This window comes from Gammaproteobacteria bacterium, assembly GCA_036381015.1.
In the GTDB taxonomy this organism is placed as follows: Bacteria; Pseudomonadota; Gammaproteobacteria; order Steroidobacterales; family Rariloculaceae; genus ZC4RG20.
Genome location: DASVDR010000015.1, coordinates 24,767 through 47,429 on the forward strand (window position 1 = coordinate 24,767; position 22,663 = coordinate 47,429).

Annotated in this window: 15 protein-coding genes and 1 riboswitch; of the genes, 6 read left to right on the forward strand and 9 right to left on the reverse strand. The window is 67.6% G+C overall.

Annotated elements, in window-relative coordinates; translation table 11 throughout:
* The first annotated feature begins 83 nt into the window (after nt 1–83).
* Nucleotides 84–1,076, forward strand: a complete 993-nt coding sequence (locus tag VF329_06135; protein ID HEX7080574.1) for a YncE family protein — start codon at nt 84–86, stop codon at nt 1,074–1,076.
* Between the two features lie 141 nt (nt 1,077–1,217).
* Complete coding sequence (locus VF329_06140) at nt 1,218–1,871, forward strand: Uma2 family endonuclease (GenBank protein ID HEX7080575.1); 654 nt, start codon at nt 1,218–1,220, stop codon at nt 1,869–1,871.
* 52 nt (nt 1,872–1,923) lie between these two features.
* On the opposite strand, the gene VF329_06145 is transcribed toward VF329_06140, so the two are convergent.
* Nucleotides 1,924–2,478, reverse strand: coding sequence for a hypothetical protein (locus VF329_06145; protein HEX7080576.1), 555 nt, complete (start codon nt 2,476–2,478; stop codon nt 1,924–1,926).
* 424 nt (nt 2,479–2,902) lie between these two features.
* Entirely contained in the window at nt 2,903–3,679 is a 777-nt protein-coding gene (locus VF329_06150; protein ID HEX7080577.1) for a DUF4159 domain-containing protein, read from the reverse strand.
* A gap of 120 nt (nt 3,680–3,799) precedes the next feature.
* On the opposite strand from VF329_06150, the gene VF329_06155 reads away from it, so the two are divergent.
* Nucleotides 3,800–4,045 carry a hypothetical protein gene (locus VF329_06155; protein HEX7080578.1) on the forward strand — a complete coding sequence of 82 codons (246 nt, stop codon included), beginning with the start codon at nt 3,800–3,802 and terminating at the stop codon, nt 4,043–4,045.
* Nucleotides 4,046–4,120: 75 nt separating this feature from the next.
* On the opposite strand, the gene VF329_06160 is transcribed toward VF329_06155, so the two are convergent.
* Both VF329_06160 and VF329_06165 read right to left on the reverse strand, forming a co-directional pair.
* Nucleotides 4,121–5,524: an NAD-dependent succinate-semialdehyde dehydrogenase gene (locus tag VF329_06160; protein HEX7080579.1), complete on the reverse strand. Its 1,404-nt coding sequence runs from the start codon at nt 5,522–5,524 to the stop codon at nt 4,121–4,123.
* 342 nt (nt 5,525–5,866) lie between these two features.
* Nucleotides 5,867–8,536, reverse strand: coding sequence for a TonB-dependent receptor (locus VF329_06165; GenBank protein ID HEX7080580.1), 2,670 nt, complete (start codon nt 8,534–8,536; stop codon nt 5,867–5,869).
* 327 nt (nt 8,537–8,863) lie between these two features.
* On the opposite strand from VF329_06165, the gene VF329_06170 reads away from it, so the two are divergent.
* A complete protein-coding gene (locus tag VF329_06170; GenBank protein ID HEX7080581.1) occupies nt 8,864–11,512 on the forward strand; it encodes a DUF305 domain-containing protein in 2,649 nt (882 codons plus the stop codon).
* Nucleotides 11,513–11,541: 29 nt separating this feature from the next.
* Here the strand turns inward: VF329_06170 and VF329_06175 are convergent, their stop codons facing one another.
* Complete coding sequence (locus VF329_06175) at nt 11,542–12,516, reverse strand: hypothetical protein (GenBank protein ID HEX7080582.1); 975 nt, start codon at nt 12,514–12,516, stop codon at nt 11,542–11,544.
* A 42-nt stretch (nt 12,517–12,558) separates the two neighbouring features.
* A complete protein-coding gene (locus tag VF329_06180) occupies nt 12,559–12,723 on the reverse strand; it encodes a hypothetical protein (protein ID HEX7080583.1) in 165 nt (54 codons plus the stop codon).
* A gap of 295 nt (nt 12,724–13,018) precedes the next feature.
* Between VF329_06180 and VF329_06185 the strand changes: the two genes are divergently transcribed.
* Nucleotides 13,019–14,578 carry a peptide MFS transporter gene (locus VF329_06185; GenBank protein ID HEX7080584.1) on the forward strand — a complete coding sequence of 520 codons (1,560 nt, stop codon included), beginning with the start codon at nt 13,019–13,021 and terminating at the stop codon, nt 14,576–14,578.
* A 173-nt stretch (nt 14,579–14,751) separates the two neighbouring features.
* Here VF329_06185 and VF329_06190 read toward each other — a convergent pair whose 3' ends face one another.
* A complete protein-coding gene (locus tag VF329_06190) occupies nt 14,752–15,768 on the reverse strand; it encodes a hypothetical protein (GenBank protein ID HEX7080585.1) in 1,017 nt (338 codons plus the stop codon).
* 85 nt (nt 15,769–15,853) lie between these two features.
* A riboswitch (cyclic di-GMP riboswitch) is annotated at nt 15,854–15,965 on the reverse strand.
* A gap of 316 nt (nt 15,966–16,281) precedes the next feature.
* Nucleotides 16,282–17,175, reverse strand: a complete 894-nt coding sequence (locus tag VF329_06195; protein HEX7080586.1) for a TIM barrel protein — start codon at nt 17,173–17,175, stop codon at nt 16,282–16,284.
* Nucleotides 17,176–17,379: 204 nt separating this feature from the next.
* On the opposite strand from VF329_06195, the gene VF329_06200 reads away from it, so the two are divergent.
* The gene (locus VF329_06200) at nt 17,380–18,474 is read left to right on the forward strand and encodes a DUF2272 domain-containing protein (GenBank protein HEX7080587.1); all 1,095 of its coding nucleotides are present in this window, start codon (nt 17,380–17,382) and stop codon (nt 18,472–18,474) included.
* Between the two features lie 34 nt (nt 18,475–18,508).
* Here VF329_06200 and VF329_06205 read toward each other — a convergent pair whose 3' ends face one another.
* Nucleotides 18,509–22,528 (reverse strand): hypothetical protein, encoded by a 4,020-nt coding sequence (locus VF329_06205; GenBank protein ID HEX7080588.1) that lies wholly within the window; start codon nt 22,526–22,528, stop codon nt 18,509–18,511.
* Between the last annotated feature and the right edge of the window lie 135 nt (nt 22,529–22,663).

A 22,663-nucleotide genomic window follows, 5' to 3' on the forward strand; every position in this document is an offset into this window, starting at 1 on the left:
CGCTCGTGAATCGTGGACGGTGATCGAACGCAAGTCGTACGATACTACGGGCTCGAGAGATTGGCGATTACGTGGGGGAAGCCATGAGAATGCTCGTTTGCGCTTTATCGGGCTTGGGTCTCTTGACGCTGATGCATCCCGCGGTTGCCGAGGTACCGGAGGGCCTTACCGGTACGCTGATCGTGCTCAACAAGGCCGACAATGACGCGAGCTTCATCGATCTCGCCACGGGCGAGACGCTCGCGACGCTGCCTACGGGCAACAACCCCCACGAGCTCATCGTCACCGACGACGGCCGGTGGGCCATCGGCACGAATTACCGCAGCGGCGACAGCCTGACCGTGTTCGACGTGCAGAGCCTCGCCGTGGCCCGCACCATCGATCTGTCCGAGCATCCGCAGCCCCACGGCGTGTTGCTTATGCCGGGGCAAGAGCAGGTCATCGTCACCTCCGAGGGCAGCAATCGACTGGTCGTCGTCGACTTCCACAGCGGTGAAATCGAGAGAAGCATCGAGACGGGCGCGCCCGGCTCCCACATGGTGGCGCTTTCGGAAGACGGCTCCATGGCTTTCACGGCCAATACGCAGGGCGACAGCGTGTCGGTCATCGACGTGGCAGCGAGCCGAATGCTGAACGTCGTGGATGTGCCGGCGGGGCCGGAAGCCATCACGGCCAACCGCTCGGGCACGGACGTCTGGGTGGGCAGCAACGACGAAGGCGTCGTGTCCGTGATCGATCCCGAGGACGGCGCCGTTCGCCGTCGATTGACGGGCTTCAGCTGGCCGTATCGAATCCTGCTGACGAACGACGAGCGCTACGTCGTGATCCCCGACGCGCGATCGGAGGTCGTACGCGTCTTCGACGCGGAAAGCGGCGAGGAGCTGGGCAGCCGGGAATTCTCGGGCGGCGGACCGCAAGGCGTAGCGCTGTACTCCGACGATCGAACGCTTTTCCTGTCGCTGAGCCGTCAGGGCAAGGTGGCCGTCATGGATATCGAGAGCATGGAAGTGCTCGGCGAATACGAGGTCGGAGGCGGACCGGACGGGATCGGGTATTCGGAGCTGCGTTTGCGCTGACTCGCGATCGGTCTCGGCGTACACTGGACTGAAGCGGCGCGAGTCGAGGTTCCGGTATCGACGAAGGCGCTCGGCGCCGCGCCGCTCGGCCGAAATGCCGTGGAATGCCGCGATATCGCCGGCGACTGATCGGAGTCCGCGATGGTACCGTCCGACCCTATGAGTGCCGCTCGTCCGTTGGTCGTCCCGCCGGACCCCAGCACCACCGATCACTTCGTGTATCTCCGCGTCGGTTGGCAAGGCTACGAGAAGCTGCTCGAAATGCGCGGCGAGCGGTCCGTGCCTCGCATCACCTACCTCGAGGGTGTCGTCGAGCTGATGTCGCCGTCGCGCTACCACGAAAGCGACAAGAAGCGCTTCGCGCGCCTGATCGAAGCGTGGTCCGAGATCGCGGGCGTGGAGCTCGAAGGCTACGGCTCGTGGACGCTGAAAGACGAGAAGCAGGACCGCGGCGCCGAGCCGGACGAGTGCTACACGGTGCGCCGCCTCGCCGTAGACGACAATGACCGGCCCGACATTGCGATCGAGGTGATCTGGACGTCCGGCGGGATCAACAAGCTCGAAGTGTATCGCAAGCTCGGCGTTCGAGAGGTGTGGATCTACGAGCGGGGATCCCTGCGCTTCTTCGCGCTTCGCATCACCGGCGACGATGCGCACTACACGGACATCGCGCGGAGCGAGCTGGTTCCCGAGCTGCCCACTGATCTGCTTCTCGCCTGCATGAAAGAGCCGAGCCAATCGGCGGCGGTTCGTGCGCTTCGGGCGGCCGTCTCGACGCCGAGATCGAATCAGTGAGCGCGCGACTCGAGGCCAAGCTCGAAGCCGCGTGCGCCACGCGACCGAGCCGTCAAAGCTCGGGCACTTCGTCGGGAGAGCTGATCGACACTGATCTCATCGAGATCCACACATCCGCCGATTCTTGGCAGATCGTCTCGACCTGGTAGGTCGCGCAGGGACCGGCCAGGTTCAGGTAACCGCCGTCGAGACGGGCGAGATATGTCCGCGGCTCGTTGCGGAGAGTCAACCGCTGCCGGTTCCCTTGGCGGATTTCCACAGCACGCGTCGTCTCGGGCTCGAGCGAGACGCTTCCGCTCGCGATCGAAAATCGCCCCGACTCGCGCACGTCGATGCCGGAGAGGCGCGGGTCGTTCCGAGCGCGTGTCCCCCAGTAGGCCTGGTACACGAGGTCGTATGTGCCGTCATCCCGGATCCACATCCATAGCGCATGAAAGAGCCAGGACGAGTTGCTGAAGATCGGGTCGCGGCTTGGGTCCACCTCCGTTTGCCGAAAGAACCACGCACCGCGAAGATCGGCGCCTGCAACGGGAGCATCTCCCGGCAAGTCCTGCGAGCCGTCGAACGGGCGCGCTTCCGGAAACTGCGTGCGCGAATCGTCTCGCACGTTCCTCGACACCGGGAACGTGCAGCTGCTCAAAGTCAACGCAATGAGCAGGCATGGCAACAGTGGTTTCACGTCTGTCAGCCCCAATTAGCAAAGGCGCTGTGCCACCCGTCCTCGGCCGCCATAGCAGCTCCCGTCGGTGGCCGGGCGACCCCGAACCTGCCCGGTACCCGGTTCCCGGACCGTTCATGCACGCCGGAGACGGGGAGCTCGCGCGGTGCTGTCGGTTAAGCGCGGCTGGCGGCCAAAAGGTTCACGACAAAGCGATTCCGGGCGTCACGGGCTCGGATTCCTCGTCTCGAGGCGAGCGAGGCGCATCGTGAAGAGGCTCGTCGTTCTCGCGCCCGCAGCCGACCTGCTGCGACCGAGCGGCCTGTCGTCGTCCGCGATCGCCTCGCGCGCATCGACGAGCGCGCCCCTTTTTTCAGTGGGTCATGCTGTAGACCAGATAGTCGACGGCGACTTCGTACGCTTGACCGGTAAATGGCTCGGGGTAGGCCGGGTTGTCGGCCTGTTCCCAGCCTTCGCCGTAGTCGACGTTGTGCGAGATCACGACCATCCATCGGCCGTCGTCGTCGCGGATGCCGCGCCAGTGCGGCGTGACGCCATCCACCCGCTCATAAGTCAGTCCCGAGTACATGTAGTTCGGTCCAGGTACCTGCAGACGCTCGCCGATCTCGTACGGTATCGTGTAAATGGGGTCGTCCTCCGAGATATTCTCGATCGGCCGGTCCGGGAAAATCTTCCGCATCCCTTCCATGAAGATCTGCCACTCGTACTCGCCGTGAAAGTCGTCGACCATCAGGAAGCCGCCCCGCAGCAAGTGCTCACGCATTCGCCTTGCCTGGGCATCGCTGAACGCCCAGGATCCGACCTCCACGGCATACAGCCACGGGTAGTCGAACAGGTCGTCTGAATTGGGGCTGACGACGTGCCCTTCCGGGTGCACGTCGATGAGCGTCAACCGATCGACGGCCTGCGAGAAGTGGTACTCGGCGCCGGGATAATCCACCGACCAGCCGCTGCCGCGGCCGGCGCCGTCGTACGCGAGCCGCGCGAACGTCCACTCCTTCGGCTCGCCGACCAGCGGCCCGTCGGGAGCAGGAGCGAAAAAGCGGCGAAAGCCGCGCTGCGCGAAGACGACCGAGGTCAGCGTGCCGAGCATCACCACCGCGACGATCAGGCGGATGCGTCGTTCCATGCACAGCCTCCGGAAATTCGGGCGCTCTCCGAATGGTAACGCAGAGTGCCTCCAGAGGTCGCTGCTGGGAAACTTCCGGTGGCGGCGCTAGAGTGTCCCCACTGGACGAAAGACAGGGTTATGGCTCCAACGAAGAAGCGACAGCGTCGGAAGCACGAGGTAAAGGCCGAGCTGCATAACTTCGATCTAGCGAAGGCACGGTCTTCCCTGAACCTTCAGATTTACGCCAACAAAGAAAAGATCGGCGAGCTGGAAATAGGGCGGGGCTCCCTCTACTGGTACGGGCGCGGGCGACACAAGAGCAAGCGCATAAACTGGACCAAGTTCGCCGAAATGATGGACGAGTTGGCCTACGGTCGACGATGACGTTGGCTCGATCCGCCTCAGTCGTCCCAATACTCGAGACCATCGGCTGCGCGGTGCAGAGCTTCGACTCGGCCGTCATTCCGCCCCGCCGCAACGCACGCTCGCGTCGCGGCGGCCGATCCACACCGTCTTGACGTTCACGAATTCCCGCAGCCCGAAAGTGCCGAGCTCGCGCCCGTAGCCGGACTCCTTGACCCCGCCGAACGGCAGGCGCGGGTCCGAACGCACGTAGTCGTTGACGAAGCAGTTTCCCGCGTGCAAGCGTCGCGACGCGATCTCGCGGCCGCGCTCGACGTCCTGCGTGAAGACCGCCGCGCCGAGCCCGTAGCAGGTCCGGTTCGCGAGCTCGATGGCTTGCTCGGCGTCCGCCGCTTCGACGATGGCGGCGACGGGACCGAAGACTTCCTCGTCGAATGCCGCCATGCCCGGTTGGACTCCGGTCAGCACGGTCGGCGGGTAGAAGAATCCGGGCGAGTCGGGGAGCGCGCCGCCCACGACGCACGCCGCTCCCGCGGTGACGCTCCGGCGCACCTGCTCGTGGACCTTCTCCCTGCCCTTCGCCTGCGCGAGCGGTCCGAGATCCGCGCTGGGATCGAGCGGATCCGCCGCGCGCTTCGCCCGCATCGCTTCGACGAACGCGTCGACGAAACGCTCGAGCAGCGGCGCCTCGACGATGAACCGCTTCGCGGCGATGCAGCTTTGACCGGAATTGATCAAGCGGCTCTCGACACAGCAGCGGACCGCGAGCTCGAGGTCCGCATCGCGCAGCACGACGTACGGATCGCTGCCGCCGAGCTCGAGCACGGTCTTCTTGACCGCTGCGCCCGCCGCGGACGCGACCGCGCGGCCGGCCGCGACGCTGCCGGTCAACGTCACGGCCGCGATCCGCGGATCGGCAATGATGCGCGCGACCGCGGCCTTGTCCACGAGCGCAACGCGGACGACGTCGTCCGGCGCGCCGGCCTCGACGAAGAGCTTTTCGATCGCGAGCGCCGTTCCCGCGACGTTGCTCGCATGCCGCAGCACGGCCGTGTTGCCGGCCATCAGCGCGGGCGCCGCGAATCTGAAGAACTGCCAGAGCGGGAAGTTCCACGGCATGATCGCGAGCACGGGGCCGAGCGGCCGAAAGACGACTTCGCTGCGCTCCGCCTCCGACGCGATGATCTCGGGCGAGAGGAGCGCCTCGGCATGCTCGGCGAAGTGCTCGCAGACCCACGCGCACTTCTCGACCTCGGCCTCGCCTTGCCGCAGCGGCTTGCCCATTTCGGTCGCGATCAAACGCGCGAGCTCGCTCGCCCGATCGCGCAGACGCTCGGCGAGCGCCGTCAGGCACGCAGCGCGCTCGGCGAAGCCGGTTTCGCGGAAGGCGCGAAAGGCCCGGCTCGACGCGTCGAGCAGCGCATCGATCTCCAGGTCGGTGTGGGGCTCGTAGCGGGCGATGACCCGCCCCGTGGCGGGATTGACGGTCGTGATAGTCATGGCTTCTGCATCTGAATCGGCTTCGGTGCAACCGCACCGGATGCAGGATTCGGGCCGCGCCTCACCCAGACGGGTGATCGAAGGGCGATGCATTTCCGAACGGTCGAATTCGGAGTCCGATCTACCACGAGTTCCTTACGAAGTACGACATCCTGCACACGTCATTCGGCAGATGCGCGTCCGCCTCCGCGGCCCCGCCTCTCGAGAAAAAGGTGTCAGACACCTTTTCTGCTACCGGCAGTGGGTGAGCTCGCGGGCGGAAAAGGTGTCTGACACCTTTTTCTTGCTCGGAAAAGGTGTCTGACACCTTTTTCTTGCTCCTTTTTTCTTGCTCGCGCGAGCTCAGAAGCGCAAGGACAAGCTCACTCCGTATTCTCTCGGCGCGTCCACGCCGCTGAAGTCGAACTGCCAGATGCTGTCCATGAACCCCGAGTTGAGATACACCTCGTCGGTGATGTTGTTGACGAAGCCCGCAAGCTCCCAAGCGCCGTCGGCGGGCGTGTAGACGGCACGCGCGTTCCATCGCCAGATATCGCCCGCTGGCGCGTTGGCGGGGCCGCCGTAGATGTCCGGCCTGAAGTTCGGGATTTCCGACCGCCAGAACTCGCCCTGGTAGTTGCCCTCCAGCCGCAGCTCCAAATTGGCGCCGTCGCCGCCCAGAGGCAAAACGTAGTCGCCCCAAATATGGTAGGTCTGCTCCGGCGCACCGCCGAACTCCGTGTTTTCGGTGAACTGAGCGGTCGGATTGACGTTCACGTACGCCGTGTCGAGCCAACCGAGGTCCGCGCCGAAGGAGAGTCTGTCCGTGGCGAGGAAGCCGAGCTCGAGCTCCAGGCCGTCGGCCTCCGCGTCGGCCGCATTCGCCGTGAACACCTCCGTGATCGGGTCGCCCGTCGCCCGGTCGATGACCGATTGCGCGGCCTGCACGCCGATCCAGTCCATCATGAAGTAGGTGGCGTTGAGCCTGAGGCGGCCGTCGATGAAGTCGGCACGCAGGCCGATCTCGGTGTTTTCGATGATCTCCGGGTCGAACGGCGTGATGAACGTGCCGAGAGAATCCCCGCTCAGGTCCGCGCCGCCGGCCGTGAAGCCCTCGCTGTAATTGAGGTAGACCATCGCGTTGTCCGTCACGTCGTAGCTCGTGGCGAGCCGGTAGGTCGTCTCGTCGAATTCGGCCGGAACGAGCGTGGCGGGATCGACCAGAGGACTGGTGACGGCGCCCTTCGGATCGATGAACCCGTGATCCCATTGAGTCGGGCGCTCCTCGACGAATCCGGCGGCTTCGCCGCCTGCGAGATCGAGGCCGTAAAACGTGTTCTCCTGATCGTGATAGCGGAAGCCGAACGTGACGTCCCAGCGATCGGTGATGTCGAAGGTCACATCCGTGAAGATCGCGAAGCCTTCCTGGTGATCGAACTCGCCGCGGTCGTGGGCGGGGCCGGTACCGTTGAACCCGACGACGGTCGCGAAGAGCGGCACCCACGCGTTGAAGGCGTCGCAGGGCCTCGGCCAGCCGTCGACGCTGTTCGGGTCGAGCGACGGATCGATCGTCGGGAACTGCCCGTTGCCGCTCAGGATCGAGGGGTTCAACGCCGGATCCGAGCTGCTGAAGTCGAAGCCGTAATCGGCCGGCGTCCGCTGGCAGGTCTCGCTCTCGAGCACGTCCTCGTAGCTCAGCGTCTGCGGAATGCCGGCGTCGATCGTCCGGAAGGCGCCGGGAGGCGGAGGGTTCGGCCCGGCATACGGTCCGCTGTCCGGATCCGATCCGCCCGCGCCGCCGCCCCAGCCCTCGGGGAAGCTCCAATCCGAGTGGGACCACTCCGTCTCTCGTTCTCTTTCCGTCTGGTCCCAGGTGAACGCGCCCGCGACCACGTGGACCCGATCGGAGTCGAAGTTGAGTTGCAGCTCGTGGCTGTCGAACTCTCTGAAGCCGACGTTGTAGTTCGTGAAGAAGTTGAACTCGGCTCCGGCGAAGTCGGTCCATTGCTCGTCCAGGAGCTCCGTGTCGCCGAACGTGTATCGCAGGGACGTCCGATCGCCGATGTCGTAATCGACGATGAATGTCGTAGAGTCGACGTCGATCTCGTCGGGGCTCGTCAATGCCGTCGTGGATTGGAATTCGTCCAAGTCGCCGCCTGGGCACCCGGCCACCTGCGACTTACAGTCGAATCCCCGGCCGCCGGCCGCGAGGCTCGCGATGTGATGGGCCTCGGCAATCCCGATCTGCCAACCGAATCGGTAAGCCACGTCGAAGTTGATGAAGGTCTGCACGCCCGCCGTGGTGTTGATTTGCTCGTCCTCCTGACGAATGAGGCGGAAGCTCAGACTGTCCGTGGGGGTCCACAGCAGATCGCCGCGAAGGGCCTCGTTCTCGAGCAGGCCGTGATCTATGCCCGTCGTCACGCTTTCGACGTAGCCGTCCTTCTTGTAGGAGGCCAGCGTCCATCGGCTCAGCAGGGTTTCGGTGATGGGAACGTCGATCGACGCGCTGACGTCGCGGCGATCGAAAGAGCCGGCGTTGAGCTTGATCGTCGCGCCGAACTCGTCCTGCGGCGGCTGCGTGTAGATCATGACCGAGCCGCCGGCGGAGTCTCGGCCGATCAAGGTGCCTTGCGGCCCGCGCAGCACTTCCACGCGATCGAGCTCGATGAACTGGCGCTGCAACAGGCCGGCGTCGGAGACTTGCCAGACGCCGTCGACATATACGCCGACGTTCGGGATGCCGCGCATCGTCAGCGTCGAGTTGGTGACGCCGCGGCCGGTCCCGTAGAAGAGCACGTTGGGCACGTTCGCGGTCAGATCCTGGGCGTTCTCGATGTTGCGCATCTCGAGATCGTCGGAGCTGATGGCCGTGATGGCGAGCGGCGTGTCTTGCAAGCTGACTTCGCGCCGTGTGGCCGTGACGATGATCTCTTCGAGCGCGCTCCCTTGCTGCGCCCAAGCCGCCGGCGACGCGGCGCCGAGCCCTGCCATTGCCGTGACGACCGCGGCGCTGAGTGGTGTGCGTCTCATTCCCCCGTCCCCCTATACTGGATTGGTGTGGCCGACAAACAACATCGCTGAGGCGAGTCTCGTCCGTCCAGTATCGTCGCAAAAGTGAGAGAAAAACAACAGGTGCCGGGAGCTGCGACTTGCTCGCTGCGGCAGCTTGGAGGCGCAAGCGACGCCTGTTCCGCCTGGCCGATCGACTGCCGCGGCCGATCACACGGGTCTTTTCCCGTGCGGAAACGGCCCGCGAGCAGGCACGCGAGCAATGCGCCATCATTGCCTATGCCGCGCCTCCGCGGTGGCGGCCGGCCGACGAGCGGCCAGAGTGCGAGAACGAGAAGGAGGATTTCCGTGCCGCAAGATTCGAGACGTTTCCTTCGCGCAATCTGCGGCCTGATTCTCTCGGCCGCAGCCGGCGCCGGCTTCGCGCAGGCGCCGATCGTCCAGCCGGGCGCCCCGGGCGATCAGAGCCGATTGCTCGGCGCCGAAGAAGCCATCGAGCTGGCAAACACGAGCTATACGCGGGCCGACGTGCAGTTCATGCAGGACATGATCCCGCACCATCAGCAGGCCATCGAGATGGCCGCGCTCGTGGCGGACCGCACGAACCGGCAGGAGCTGCTCGACGCGGCCGCGCGCATCGACGCCTCGCAGGCCGACGAGATCGAGTTCATGCAGAACTGGCTTCGACAGCGCGGCGAGGACGTGCCGGAGCCGGCCGAGCATCACGCGATGCACACGAGCCGCAAGATGGCCGGCATGGCGTCGCCGGAGCAGATGGCCGCGCTCGCCGCGGCGCGCGGGACCGAGTTCGACCGCTTGTTCCTCGAGCTGATGATCAAGCACCACGAGGGCGCGGTGACGATGGTCGAGGATCTGCTCGACCAGCCCGGCTCGGCGTACGAGCCCGCGCTCTTCGAGTTCACGACGGACGTGACGAACGACCAGACCGCGGAGATCGAGCGCATGAGCGCGCTGCTCGCGAGCATTTCCACGGACCCGCGCGCCGGCTTGGAGGCCGGATTCGAGGATGCGGCCCAGGCGATGCTCAACATGGACCTCGTCGCGTCGCTGCCGAAGCCGCCCGGTTTCTACGATCCGGAGAATCCGGCGGGGCTGCCGCCGAAACGTCTGGCGGAGCTCGCCGGCGACGCCGCCCCGAAAGAGACGGGCCGGGAGCGCGCGGCCGGCGGCGAGGCCCGGGCCGCCGAAGAATCCGCCGCGGCAGCCGTCGCCGACGAGGACGGCGGTGCCGACGAGAACGCCGCCGCGGGCGAGGAAACTGCCGCCGGCGAGAACGCCGCCGCGGGCGAGAACGCGGCCGCGGGTGACGAAGCCGTCGCCGACACGGAAGCCGATGCCGACACGGAAGCCGATGCCGATGCGGAAGCCGATGACGACGAGGAAGACGACGACCGCGGCAACGACCGCCGTCCGCTCCTCACTTTCGCCAATACCGACATCGCGTTCCGCGGCGACGTGATGGTCGTCGGCAACTACCACGGCTTCAACATCTATCGCCTCGGCGACGACGGCGTGCCGAAGCTCCTCTCATCCGTCGTTTGCCCGGGCGGGCAGGGCGACGTCTCGATCGTCGGCGACCTCCTGCTGATGTCCGTCGAGCAGACCCGCGGCCGGATCGACTGCGGGCTCGAAGGCGCCGGCGGCGACGTGAACCCGGAGCGTTTCAGGGGGCTGCGCATCTTCGACATCAGCGACTTGACCCGGCCCGTGCAAGTGGGCCAGGTGCAGACCTGCCGGGGATCTCATACGCACTCGGTGGTATCGGCCGACGACCGCAGAATCGTCGTCTACAACTCCGGCACGTCGAGCGTGCGCGACGAGGAGGAGCTCGAGGGCTGCATCGGAGAGGTGCCGGGCGATACGCGCACGGCCCTCTTCCGTATCGACGTGATCGAGATCCCGGTCGACGATCCTTCGAAGGCGCGGATCGTCGACAGCCCGGCCGTGTTCGCCGACCCCGAAACGGGCATCCTCGCCGGTCTCTGGCGCGGCGGCGACCATGGCGAAGACACGCAGGAGACCAATGCAACGGATCAATGTCACGACATCACGGTGTTTCCGGACCTCGACATCGCGGCCGGCGCGTGCTCGGGCAACGGGATCGTCTTCGACATCGCCGATCCGCTCCATCCGGAGCGTATCGACGCGGTGATCGACACGGGCTTCGCCTACTGGCACTCGGCGACGTTCAACAACGACGGAACCAAGGTGCTCTTCACGGACGAATGGGGCGGCGGCAGCCGGCCGCGCTGCCGTGCGCACGACCCGCTGAGCTGGGGCGCGGATGCGATCTACGACATCGTCGACGGCAAGCTCGAATACCGCAGCCACTACAAGCTCTCGGCGCCGCAGGCCGACACCGAGAACTGCGTGGCCCACAACGGCTCGATCGTTCCCGTGCCGGGCCGGGACATCATGGTCCAGGCGTGGTATCAGGGCGGCATCTCGGTGATCGACTTCACCGACTCGGCCCACCCCGTCGAGATCGCCTTCTTCGACCGCGGCCCGATCGACGAAGAAGAGCTGGTCGTCGGCGGGTTCTGGTCGGCCTACTGGTACAACGGCAGGATCTACGCCACCGAGATCGTGCGCGGCATCGACGTGCTTGCGCTTCTGCCGAGCGAATTCCTGACCGAGAACGAGATCGCCGCCGCGGCCGTCGCGGATCAGGGCCCGGTCTTCAACCCGCAGCAGCAGTTCCGCGTGACCTGGCCGGCCGAGCCGGTCGTGGCGCGCGCCTACATCGACCAGCTTCGGCGGAGCGACGCGCTCGCGCCGCCGGCGATCGAGGAGCTGATGCGGGCGCTCGACCTTGCCGAATCGCGCATCGAGAGCGGTGCGCGCGACGACGCGCTGGCCGCGAGCCTCGAGTCCCTGGCGGACGGCCTGGAAGCGGATGACGGCGACGCCGCGGTCGCAAAACGGAAGGCGGGGCTCGCGGAGACGTTGAGCGGCCTGGCCGCGCGGCTCCGCTGAAACCGCTCACGGGCGCGGGGGCCGGAGGGTTACTCTCGCACCCGCAGCCGCGCGAGCAGCGCCGGCTCGAGCGGGCGATCGCCGTCGGCGACGACGTCGAACTCGCCCAACGTCCCGGGCCGGCTCTCGATGCCCTCGAGCTTGAGAGGCTCGCGGCCGCATTCCCGAACCGGGGCCGTGCGCAACTCGCCGCCGGGCTCGAGCCAGCCGAAGCGGCAGCCGAGCACGGGCCCGTCCGTCAGCGCATCCGGGGAGTCCTCGGCGCAGGCGATGACGGCGATGCGCCCGTCCGCCGTCGCGGCGGCGTCGGTGAAGCCGAGCGGCGATCCGTCGATTTCACCGAGATCGAAGGGCGTGACGTCGAGCAACGGCGGCGGCGGCCCTCGGCCGTCCAGCCAACGAACGAAGCCTTCGAGGGCGAGCGCACCGACGGCGTTGACCGGCTCGCGCCCTCCGCGCAGAGCGCCATTACCGCGTTGGAAGAGCAGGAGCCGATCGCCGGCCACGACCGCTCCTTCGATGTTCAGCTGCGCGCCCGCGAAGGCGCGCTCTTCGCGAAGGGAACGATAGAGCGCCCCTCCGTCGCGCACGGAAGGCGGATGTCGGCGCGATACGACGGCAAGCCGCTCGCGCGTGGCGCTTGCACCGGAACCGAACGCCACGAGGCGCTCGTCGGGCAGCAACGCGAGCGCCTCGAGGTCCATCTTGAGGTGCTTGTTGCCGATGACGTCGTCGAACCTGCGACGCTCGCCGGGGCCTCGCGGCAGCATGATCGGGAAGAGATAGCCGTCCTCGCGGTCGTAGATCGCGAAAGCGTTCACGTCGTCCTGCACGATCACGAGGTGCCGCGTCAGGCGGCGAACGGCCGATGCCGAGCGCACGTAGGCCGGCAGGTCGTAATGCGGATCGGGAGGCTTCGTGTACGCGAGCGGTACCACTTCGTCGATGGCGACGTGCATCGACGGATCGAGCCGGGCCGTGACGCGCGGGCGAACGGCGGTCACGGCATCGTGCTCGCGCGCGTCATGCCGAGCTCCGGGCCGGCTTCAACACCACGCATAGTAGATGAGCGCGGCGGATCCGACGGCCAGCACGAGCGGCGTCGGGCACAGCGCCATCAATGATAATGTCATGAGCCCGACGTCCGCCTCCGCCTCGGTAAGCTCTCCTCCCGACACGAACTGAAGCTCGGAACATGTAAGCTCGCGCATCTCGGCTCCTCCATGGATTTGATTCGAGCGCAGCGGGATCGGCCTCGGCAGATGCCCCTCGATCGGCCTCGGGACCGCCGCCGGCCGACGCCCCGCGCTCGGCCTCCTGATTCGAAGAGCTTGCGCGCTCGTCCGGGGCGGAGTCACCGCTTCATTATCGTCAAAACGCAAGGATTCGGCGCGCGATACGCCGTTCATCGGGGCACCGAGATCGTCGCGGCACTTCACACGGCCCCCTTCTCGGGGTAGGTTGGGGCTCTATGAGCGCCGATCCCGATCGGAGAGTGTGAACCCGATGGCCATGACCAATTCCGCCGCCGTCGAGAAGACCTTCCTCGGTCATCCCCGCGGCCTGTTCGTCCTGTTCTTCGCCGAGATGTGGGAGCGCTTTTCCTACTACGGGATGCGCGCCTTGCTCATCTTCTACCTGACGCAGCACTGGCTTTTCTCGGACGAGCGCTCGTCGGTCATCTACGGCGCGTACACGGCGCTCGTCTACATCACGCCCGTCCTCGGCGGCTACCTCGCCGACCGCTATCTCGGCCAGCGCAAGGCGGTGCTGTTCGGCGCCGTGCTGCTGACCTGCGGCCATTTCTTGATGGCGGTGGAAGGCTCCGGCGGGCAGACGGACCCGGCGATCAACGTCTTCTGGCTCGCGCTCTCGTTCATCATCGTCGGATCCGGCTTCCTCAAGGCGAATATTTCGGTGATCGTCGGGCAGCTCTACCCGCGTACCGACGTGCGCCGCGACGGGGCGTACACCATTTTCTATATGGGCATCAACCTGGGCGCGGCCATCGGCACGATCATCGCGGGATACCTGGGGCAGACGTACGGCTGGCGCTACGGCTTCGGCGCCGCGGGCGTCGGCATGCTCCTCGGCCTCATCGTCTTCATGTGGGGCAAGCCGCTGCTGATGGGCCAGGGCGAGCCGCGCGATCCGGCCCGCCTCCAATCGCGCGTCGGCGGCATCAAGTTCGAGTGGCTGCTCTATTTGGTCAGCGTCGGCGCCGTCGGCGGCATTTGGGCGCTCATCCAGTTCCAGGAGGTGGTCGGCTGGCTGCTCGGCATTTTCGGCGTGCTGCTCGTGATCTACGTCCTCGGATATGCGGTTCTGAAGCTGCCGCACGACGACCGCGACCGGATCTTCGCGGCCATGTTCCTGATCCTGGGCTCGATCCTGTTCTGGGCGCTGTTCGAGCAGGCGGGATCGTCGCTGAACCTGTTCACCGACCGGTACGTGGATCGCGCCGGCGTTCCCGCGGCCGTGTTCCAGTCGATCAATCCGATCTACATCATCCTGTTCGCGCCGGTGTTCGCATGGCTCTGGACGTGGCTCGGGCGGCGAGGCCTCGAGCCCTCCGCGCCGGCGAAGTTCGGGCTGGCGATGGTGCAGCTCGGCGGCGGATTCCTCGTTCTCGTGGCCGGCGCGTACGCGGTCGGCATCGAGAACGTCACGCCGGTGATCTTCATCTTCCTCATCTATCTACTGCACACGACCGGCGAGCTTTGCCTCTCCCCCGTGGGCCTGTCCGCGATGAACCGGCTTGCGCCGGCGCACATGGCAAGCCTGATCATGGGCACCTGGTTCTTCGCCTCGGCCACCGGTAACTTTGCCGCCGGCTTGATCGCGGCGGCGACAGGCGCCGAGAAGGCGGGCGAGGGCGCCGCCAAGGAAGTCGTGCTCGACGTCTATACGACGGTGGGCTGGGTGGCCGTCGCGACCGGCATCGGCGTCATGCTCGTCGCGCCGTTCATCCGGCGGCTGATGCACCTCGAGACGCTCCGCGACCACGAGCCCGAGGAAGCGATCGCCGGCCGGCGCGAGCTGGCGGCGCCGGGCGCCCAAGCCTGATCTGAAGCACTGCCGGCCCGGCGCCCGGACCTGACAACGCGCGCCGGGCGCGCGTGCGCGCCCACGCCCACCCACACAGCCCTCTACGCGCGGGCCGCGGCGAAGCGCGATCGACCGCCGCCCACACGATGCGGCTTTCGGTTCTGTGTGCCGCTGCCGCTCCGACGCTTCCGCTATTGCTGCCCCTGCCCCTGCCCCTGCTCGGGCGACGGCTGCGCTTGGGCCGGGCCTCCCGGGCTCGACAGGTCGGACCGCATCGTCAGCACGATCGTCTCGCTGTGCTCGACCATCGAATCGCCGCGGTTCAGCAGCTCCTCCGCGGCCTGTTGACCCATCGAGGTATAGAGCGGCATCGGCTCATCGAGCGCCGCCCAGCCCCCCTCGAGCGGAACGGCGAAGACCCACGTGCGATCCTCGGCGCCGAACATCATCTCGTTGGCGACGACACCGAGCAGATCCGCTTCGCGAAGCGCCGGCATGAGCTCGTCACGCAGCCACGTCTGGTATTCCTGGCGTTTGCCGGGCAACAAGGTCTGCGTCACGAGAATCATCAGCTGCGGCGTCTCGGTGCTCGGCTGGCCTTGCGGCATGATCGACAGGTCGGGATGCACCTGCGCGACGGCCACCTCGTGAGAATCGATCGTGGCTTGGATTCGGTTGATCCAGGCGGCCCACTCCTCCGGCGGCATCGGCGGGTTCTCGGCCATCTCGGCCAGCTCCGCGAACGACGGAATCTGCGAGACGATGTGGTACGTGTCCTGGTCGCCGATCGCCACCTGCCATACCGTGAACCCGGGCGCACCCTGCTCGCGAAGCGCCTCGCCGAGCTCCTTCAAGAGATCCTCGAATTCCTGCATCCGCTCGCCCTTGACGCGAATGACTCTGACCTCGTTCAGCATCATCGGTGCAGCCTGCCCCGGCGTTTCGCCCGGCGCCGCGGCGAGCGCCACGTCTTCCTCTTGCTGACTCTGCTGCCCTTGCTGCTGTTGCTGCCCTTGCTGTGGCTGGCCTTGCTGTTGTTGCCCCTGCTGTTGCTGCTGCGCTTGCTGCTCTTGCTCCTGCTGTTGCTGCAGCGCTTGCTGCTCTTGCCCCTCTTGCTGGCTCGACGCGACAAGCGGAATCGACAGCATGGCCAGGCTGATCACGGAGGGTACGAAAGCCCGTTGCACGCCCGTTCGTTGGAGTTCCATCGCGCTGTCCCCTATGAAGACGCCGCTGCCGTCTTGCGAAGCTCGAAGCAGACGGCGACAAGGATGAATGGATAGTGAGAAGAGCTTCGGCAACCCGGCCGTCTCGGGCCCTTCGAGCAGGCCGAACGGTCACTCGAAGGAACGAGGACCCGTGGGCTTTCCGCCCCCGCCTTTCGACGGGTTTGGCTTTATCGTCGATGCAGATTACGCCGGTTCAGAGCAGCGAACAACATATCGCGAGTGCGACGTTCACCTAATCAATAGCAATTTTTTCGATCGTGATTCCATGCGATGCAAGCTGGCGCCCGGCATCCTGATCTCCGAAACGCATTTCCGATGTGTCGACGGAAGCGGTATGAATCTTGCCGGCGGCACGGCATGCAATGGGTAGAGCTCGCATGGCTGCGATGACGCGCGACGTCGAGCGCGATTGCATCGTCGGCGGCGTCCCAGCAAAGCCGCTCGCCGGACGCCGCGACCTCGCGAAAGCGCGCGGTCTATCTCAGGTCACTGTCAATTCACGGTCAGGATGTCATAGCCGACCGCGAGGCTGATCAGCGGATTGCGGCCCGGGCTCGGCCGATACTCCTGGGCGACGAAGCCCTCGTAGCCCATGTCGACGATCTCGCGCGCGATATAGCGATAGTCCAATTCGCTGTTGTCGAGCTCGGCCCGCGACGGAACGCCGGCGACGTGGACGTGGCACACGAGATCCAGGTTGTCGCGCATCGTGCGCACGACGTCCCCGTTGGCGATCTGGACGTGGTAGATGTCGTAGACGATCTTGATGTTCGGGGAGCCCGTCCGGCGGCAAACGTCGAAGCCCCAGTTGATGTCGTCGAAGACCTGGTCAGTGCGATTGTCCGCGGCGACTTTCGAGTTCGTGATCTCCATGCAGACGATGACGCCTTTCTCTTCCGCGTACGGCGCGACGCGCGACAGGATCTCGACTGCGTGATCGGCTCCCTCCTCGCGCGACATGCCGCGCCGCTCGCCGGGCAGCGCGATCAGGTTCGGGCAGCCGACCTTGGCGCACATGTCGATGCCGGCGTGCGTGGCCTCCTCGATCCGATCGTGCAACTCGCGCCGAATGAGGCCGTCCTGAAACGTCGTGCCCGTGCCCGTCATCAAGGCGGGCGTCAGGCCGTAATCCTGGAGCACGGGAATATCGTCCGGCTGCGGCAGATCCATGCCGGCGAAGCCGAGCGCGGCAAGCACCTCGCAGCGTTCCTCGATGCTCAAGTCGAGGTCCCCCCAAACCTGCGGCATGACGCTCTGCTTGATCTTCCCCTGGCGGATTCCCGGCTCGAGCGCGCGGGCGGCTTGGGCCGCGAGCAACGGCGAGGCCGCCAGGGCGGCGAGCAGCCGTCTTCTGCCGAGTGTTTTTTTTGCAATGATCGCGTGCATCGTTCTTCCCCCTAAACGTCGGTGCCGCTCGAGGAGCGCCGCAACCGGTGCCGATCGGGGCCGAGGGTACAGCAGGCGCTGCGTGCCGCAAAGCGGGCGTCTGCGATGGGGCCGCGACGAGCGCGCTTCGCCTCCGGGAACATGTCTCGCTGGGCATCGCCCCGGGTTGGGAAAGACCCGCTCCGGTTTGCTACATTGGCGCTCATGTCGGCTCGGCTCGTCCGTTGCGGAATCCTCGCGTGCTCGACGCTCGCCGGGCTCGTGCTCGCACGCGGTGCGAGCGCGCAGACGCTGAGGCTCGATCGGCTGCCGGTCGAGCGACTCGCCGTCACGGCGCCGTCCGAGCGCGTGACGGGCGAGCCCGGCCGAATGCAGATCGCCGCCGCAGCATGCCCGAGCTACGACGAAGCGAGCCTCCGCCGGCGCATCGTCGACATCGCCGTGCAGGAATGGGGGTTCTTCGGTTTCAACGTCGTGAACGAAACCGTCGTCGACGACGATGGCGAGCGGGATCGCCGCTGGTCGTGGCGCCGCCTCTCGCGGCTCGATCCGGCGGAATCGGCCCGCGTCGCCGGCTCGATCGCCGGCTACTGGTCGGCGACGCCCGACGGCAGCTGGATTTTGAGCAGACAGAACGAGATCTGGAACGATGCCGGCATCGGGGCCCGGTGGCGGGATCCGTGGTCCGCGGCATTCATCTCGTGGGTGATGTGCGAAAGCGGGCTCGGGAGCGAGGATCGGTTTCGCCGCCACATTGCGCACCATGTCTACATCGATCAAGCCATCGAAGCGCGCGACGATCCTGATTCGCTCGCGGCATTCGTCGCGTACGACGTCGGCGAGCTTGTGCTCGAGCCGGGCGACATGGTCTGTCGCGCGCGCCGCGGCGCTTATCGGTCGATCGCCGAGCGGCGCGCCGATATCGGCGTCGGCGTGCGTTCACACTGCGACATCGTCGTCGAGGTCGATGCCGACCGGAATCGCATCCTCGCAATCGGCGGCAACGTGCGCGGCCGGGTGAGCTTGAAGCTGCTGCCGGCGACGTTCGAGCGCCGCGGAGGGGGACCGCTCGCGACATCGATCGGGCGCGGTCGCCGCGCCATCTTCGCGCACCTGAAGCTGCGCGCTCCTCCGATCGAGGCCGACGCGTTCGAGAGCACGCCGACGATGGCAGCACTGTCCGAACGCACCGCTCAATTCGCCGCTCTCGAGCAGCGGTTGGACGGGGAGACGCCGCTCCGGGCAGGTGCGCCGGTAGAAACCTCCTTGTCGGGAGGCTCCGCTCCGGCATCTCCTTGAAGAACGCCGTACGCGATGCCCTTACGCTCGAAAGCTACTGCGCGGCTTTGCGGGCCCAAAGCCCGCCGTGCGCGAAGCTCCGCCACGCCCAAGGCAGCCAGCGCAGCAACGCGAAGCTGAGCCACAGCGCCCACGCGAGCATCGCCGCTTTGTAGAACCACTGCGACACGGAGAGGGCGCCGGCGTCCGGCGTGAGCCCGGCCGTGCGGTCGACGAACCAGCTGAGCCCGCCCGCAACCGGCGACACGATGTGCATGTCCGGCGCGCCGAGCAGGCCTACCGGAATAGCGCCGACGAGCGCGACGAGGGCGGCGACGGTGAGCACGCCGAGCGCGACCTGCATCGCGTTGAAGCGGCCGCGCGAGCGCGGGCCTTCCACGCGGCCGCGCGCGCTCATCGCGAACGCCCAGATCGCGAAGAGCAGGAGCACCGGCCACGCGAACGTGGAGAGACCGACGCCGAGCAGCAGCCATTCATGAGTGCGCAGCGGGCTCGCCGCGAGCCGCCCCAGCACGAGCGCGCCGAGCACGAGCGCGACGAGCTCCGGCCAGTAAAGGATCGCCGGGCCGAGCCGCGGCCCGAGCGCGAGGAGCACCCACCGGTCCTGCGGCAAATCGAGCCGCGTCTCGATGTTGCTCGCGCCGCCGCCGAGATCGACGACCGGCACGCTCGTCCACACGCCGACGCCCGTCGGCTCGCGCCATTCGATTTCGGCGTCGTGCTCGCCGGGCGTGACCGGGATGCCGAGCATGCGCCCTTCGAGCTCGAGCGGCACCGGGTCGCCGTCGATCCAAACGCTGTCGAGCTCGCTGCCTTCCGGCAACGTGATCACGTGCTGGCCGCCGCGCGTCGTGCGATACGTGATCTCGAGCGTGGAATTCGAGACGCGCGCACCCACGTCGCGCTCGTAGTTGACGGTGTCGATCGCGATCGTGTCGCCGCTCGCGGGCTCGGGGCGCCGGAGCGCGACGGTCAGCGTCTCGCCCGGCCGCGGGTCGTATTCCGGCGTGTAGAGCGAAGGGTCCGGATCGAGAGGTGCGGCCGACGGCAGCCCCATGTACTCCGCGTGCCAGATCGGCCCGACCTCGAAGAGCCACCGCTCGGTCCACGGCGCATCGGCGCCGGCCGCGGTCAGCGTCAACGTCTGCGCCGTCGGCAGCCGCGATTCCCAAACCACCGTGTCCTCGCCGTCGGCGAAAGCGACCGTCGCGCGGCCGCCGGCCGCTTCGATCCCCGGTGTCAGCACGGCCTCGTTCGGAAGCAGCGCGACCGAAAGCGTGAAGGCGCCGGACTCCGGCGCGACGCGCGTGACGGTCGTCCTGACCCGCCAGTCGAGATCGAACACGAGGCGCCGCTCGACGTCGACGTACGGCGCGATGATCGTGCCGCCGAGCTCGCCTTCGTCGCCGTCGCCGTCTTCGGGTTGGCGGGTCAGCTCGAGCGCGCCGGAGAGCAGGCGTCCGTCGGCGACGCCGGCGACGTTCCAGTCGGGAGCGTCCACGGCGATGCGGCGCGGCCGCAGCGGGAACGGCAGCGTGACGCCGTTCCCGGGCGGCACGGGACCGCGGAGCGTCACGCGGTGCACGCCGGCCGGCGCGGAGAGCCACGCGGTTTGGCCGCGGTCGCGGTAGAGGGAGCCGACGGGATCGCCGTCGACGGCGATCTCGAACGGGCGCCAGCCGCCGGGCGCGCCCGGCACGGGCACGGCCGAGGGCGCTTGCAGCGCGAGATCGAGCTCGACCGTCAGCACGTCGTCGACGACCGCGACGCGCGCGGCCGTCGCGTCGGCGCAAGCCGGGCGGCACGCCGCGGGCGCGGTCAGCCGCTGCTTCAGCTCCTCGAGCAGCGCCGGCGCCGGGAACTCGCCGGGCGCGATCTGCGCGGGAGAAGGCGAAGGCAGCGCGAGCGCGGCGACGGCGAGCAAGGCCGCGCTCGACGTGCCGCGCAGCCATCGACGCGGCACCGGGCCCGGTCGGCCGGAGAGGAGCCACAGCAGCGCGAGCGCGAGAGCGACGCTCGCGACGCGCCACAGCGCGACGAGCCATGGGCCGATCGTCACGAGGCGAAACGTCTGCCCGGCGTCGACCGGGCCGCCGAACGAGAGCGTATGGCGGGTCCACGCCCAGTCCGGAAGGCCGGGGCCGGTCTGCACGAGCGCGCCGGGCTGATAGCGCGTGAGCTCGCCGCGGATGATGCGGCTGGCGGTGACGGTTATCTCGTCGACCGCCGACGGCGCGGCCGCCGATCCCGCCGCGGCCCGCTCTCGAGCCAGGGACAACGCGTCGCCGCCGACGGCGGCGATGTCCTCGGCCGTCGTCAGGCCGCGCTCGAGCCTCGTCCGCTCGAGCTGCGGATACAGCGCGTTGCGCAGCTGCACGGTCGTGAACGGAATCAGCAGCAGCACGACGGCCGCGACGCTGAGCCGGCGATACCAGCGCGCGGCGGAGCCGAGACGGCCTTCCGAGGGTGCGACGCGCACGAGCGCGATCGCGACGAGCAGGTTCAGCCACGTCCACCGCGGCGCGTTCGGCTCGTGAAACGCGATCACGAGCGCGAGCAGCGCGACGATCCCCGCGGCGGGTCCGAAGAGTCTCCAGGCCGCGGCGCCGACGATCAGCAGGAGGAAAACGTCGAGAAGGCGCCAGCGCTCGAGCCATACGGTCGGCGCACGATCGGCGCCGAGCGCCGCGAGCACGCGGTAGCCGGGCGGGACGTGCACGGTCGTCGTGACGTCGTCGAACGCGGAGCGATAGCCGGTGACCGGCAGCCGTCCCGCGTTCGGCAAGCGGGCCGTCGCCGTGAGGTCGATCGCCTGCGAGCGAAGCTCGACGCCCTGGAGCCCCGGCTCCGTGCCGAGCGTCACGAGCAAGGGCTCGTCGTCGACGGACGCCATCGTCATCGTGTACGGCGCGGCCATGTCGAGCCGCCACTCGCTCCACATTCGGCCGTCGATCCGGTCGCGGGCGGTGAAGCCGCCGCCGTCGAAGTCGAGCCACAGGTCGCGCCGCAAGACGAGCCGATTCGCCTGCGCCGCATCGGTGCGGCTGCGCTCGACGACGGCGATCGGCTGCTCGGCGGCGACGCGGTAGCTCGCGAGATCGCGCCATTCGGGCGGCACGCCGCTGCGCTCGGCGTCGACCGGTTCCGCGCCTTCGAGCGCGGCGACGCGCAAGCGCGGCTCGGGCCTGAAGCTCCAGATCTCGTCCGGGGGCCAGGGCGCGACGACGGCCTCTCGCGTCACGGATTCGACGGGCGCGGGCGCCCGCGCCCGCAACGTGATCTCCCACCGGCCCGGCCGAATCTGCACGCGCAGCACGCCGTCCGCGTTCCATTGCACGGGCAGCTCGGACTCGACGTGCTCCGGGACGAAGCCCGCGACGGCCGCGCCGGTGAGCGCGAGCTCGCGCCGCTGCCCGGCGATGTCGAGCTCGATGCGCGTCGTGAGACGCATCGGCAGCGTGTCGCTCAAGAGGCGATGGACGATGACGTCGAGCCTGTCTTCCTCGGCTTCCGCATCCGGGCGAAGGCCGAGCCACAGCGTACCGCCGTCGATCTCCGGCCGCGCGACCTCCTCGCCGTCGAGCGTGAGGGTCACGAGCCCCGTCTCGGGAGGAATCGCGAGCGACGCCGGGCGCACGGCGAACCCGATCTCGCCCTCGATGCGATAGGTGCCCGCGGGGAGCCGCAGGGCGGGCCGGCCGTCGCGCGCGACGACGGGCCGAGCGCTGCCGTCGACCGTGACGCCGCTCGGCCAATGCTCCGCGTCGCCCGGCAGCGGCACCCACTCCTCTGAATAGAGCGTCCACGTTTGCGAGAAGCGCGCGCTTTCCGTGTCGACGGTGAGGCTCAGCGGGCCGGGCCAAGCGCAGATGTGGCTCGCCGTCTCGCCGGGCATGCGACCGTTGAGCACGGGGCAGTCGCGGAACTCTTCGCCGTAGAGGACCCAGTCGCGCCATGGCGCGAGCGGCTCGGGCACGTCGACATCCTGGCCTCTAGCCGCGGAAAGCACGCCGAGCAATGCAATGAGCGCGGCGACGGTTGGCGATCGGCGCATGGTCGGCCCTCTGTTGGTCGTCGAGGCCAGGCGCGTTCGGCCGCCTGATCGCTCGTTCGTTCCCGGTTGCGGCAGGATGCTAAGGCGCGTGCGGGAGGCGCACAACCGCGGCCGTCGCGGTCTCGCGCCCGCCCG

Excerpts from the sequence above, each read along its gene's own strand:
- VF329_06135 (HEX7080574.1), top strand. The coding sequence starts at position 84 with ATGAGAATGCTCGTTTGCGCTTTATCGGGCTTGGGTCTCTTGACGCTG.
- VF329_06140 (HEX7080575.1), top strand. The coding sequence starts at position 1,218 with ATGGTACCGTCCGACCCTATGAGTGCCGCTCGTCCGTTGGTCGTCCCG.
- VF329_06150 (HEX7080577.1), bottom strand. The coding sequence starts at position 3,679 with ATGGAACGACGCATCCGCCTGATCGTCGCGGTGGTGATGCTCGGCACG.
- VF329_06155 (HEX7080578.1), top strand. The coding sequence starts at position 3,800 with ATGGCTCCAACGAAGAAGCGACAGCGTCGGAAGCACGAGGTAAAGGCC.
- VF329_06160 (HEX7080579.1), bottom strand. The coding sequence starts at position 5,524 with ATGACTATCACGACCGTCAATCCCGCCACGGGGCGGGTCATCGCCCGC.
- VF329_06165 (HEX7080580.1), bottom strand. The coding sequence starts at position 8,536 with ATGAGACGCACACCACTCAGCGCCGCGGTCGTCACGGCAATGGCAGGG.
- VF329_06180 (HEX7080583.1), bottom strand. The coding sequence starts at position 12,723 with ATGCGCGAGCTTACATGTTCCGAGCTTCAGTTCGTGTCGGGAGGAGAG.
- VF329_06185 (HEX7080584.1), top strand. The coding sequence starts at position 13,019 with ATGGCCATGACCAATTCCGCCGCCGTCGAGAAGACCTTCCTCGGTCAT.
- VF329_06190 (HEX7080585.1), bottom strand. The coding sequence starts at position 15,768 with ATGGAACTCCAACGAACGGGCGTGCAACGGGCTTTCGTACCCTCCGTG.
- VF329_06195 (HEX7080586.1), bottom strand. The coding sequence starts at position 17,175 with ATGCACGCGATCATTGCAAAAAAAACACTCGGCAGAAGACGGCTGCTC.
- VF329_06200 (HEX7080587.1), top strand. The coding sequence starts at position 17,380 with ATGTCGGCTCGGCTCGTCCGTTGCGGAATCCTCGCGTGCTCGACGCTC.
- VF329_06205 (HEX7080588.1), bottom strand. The coding sequence starts at position 22,528 with ATGCGCCGATCGCCAACCGTCGCCGCGCTCATTGCATTGCTCGGCGTG.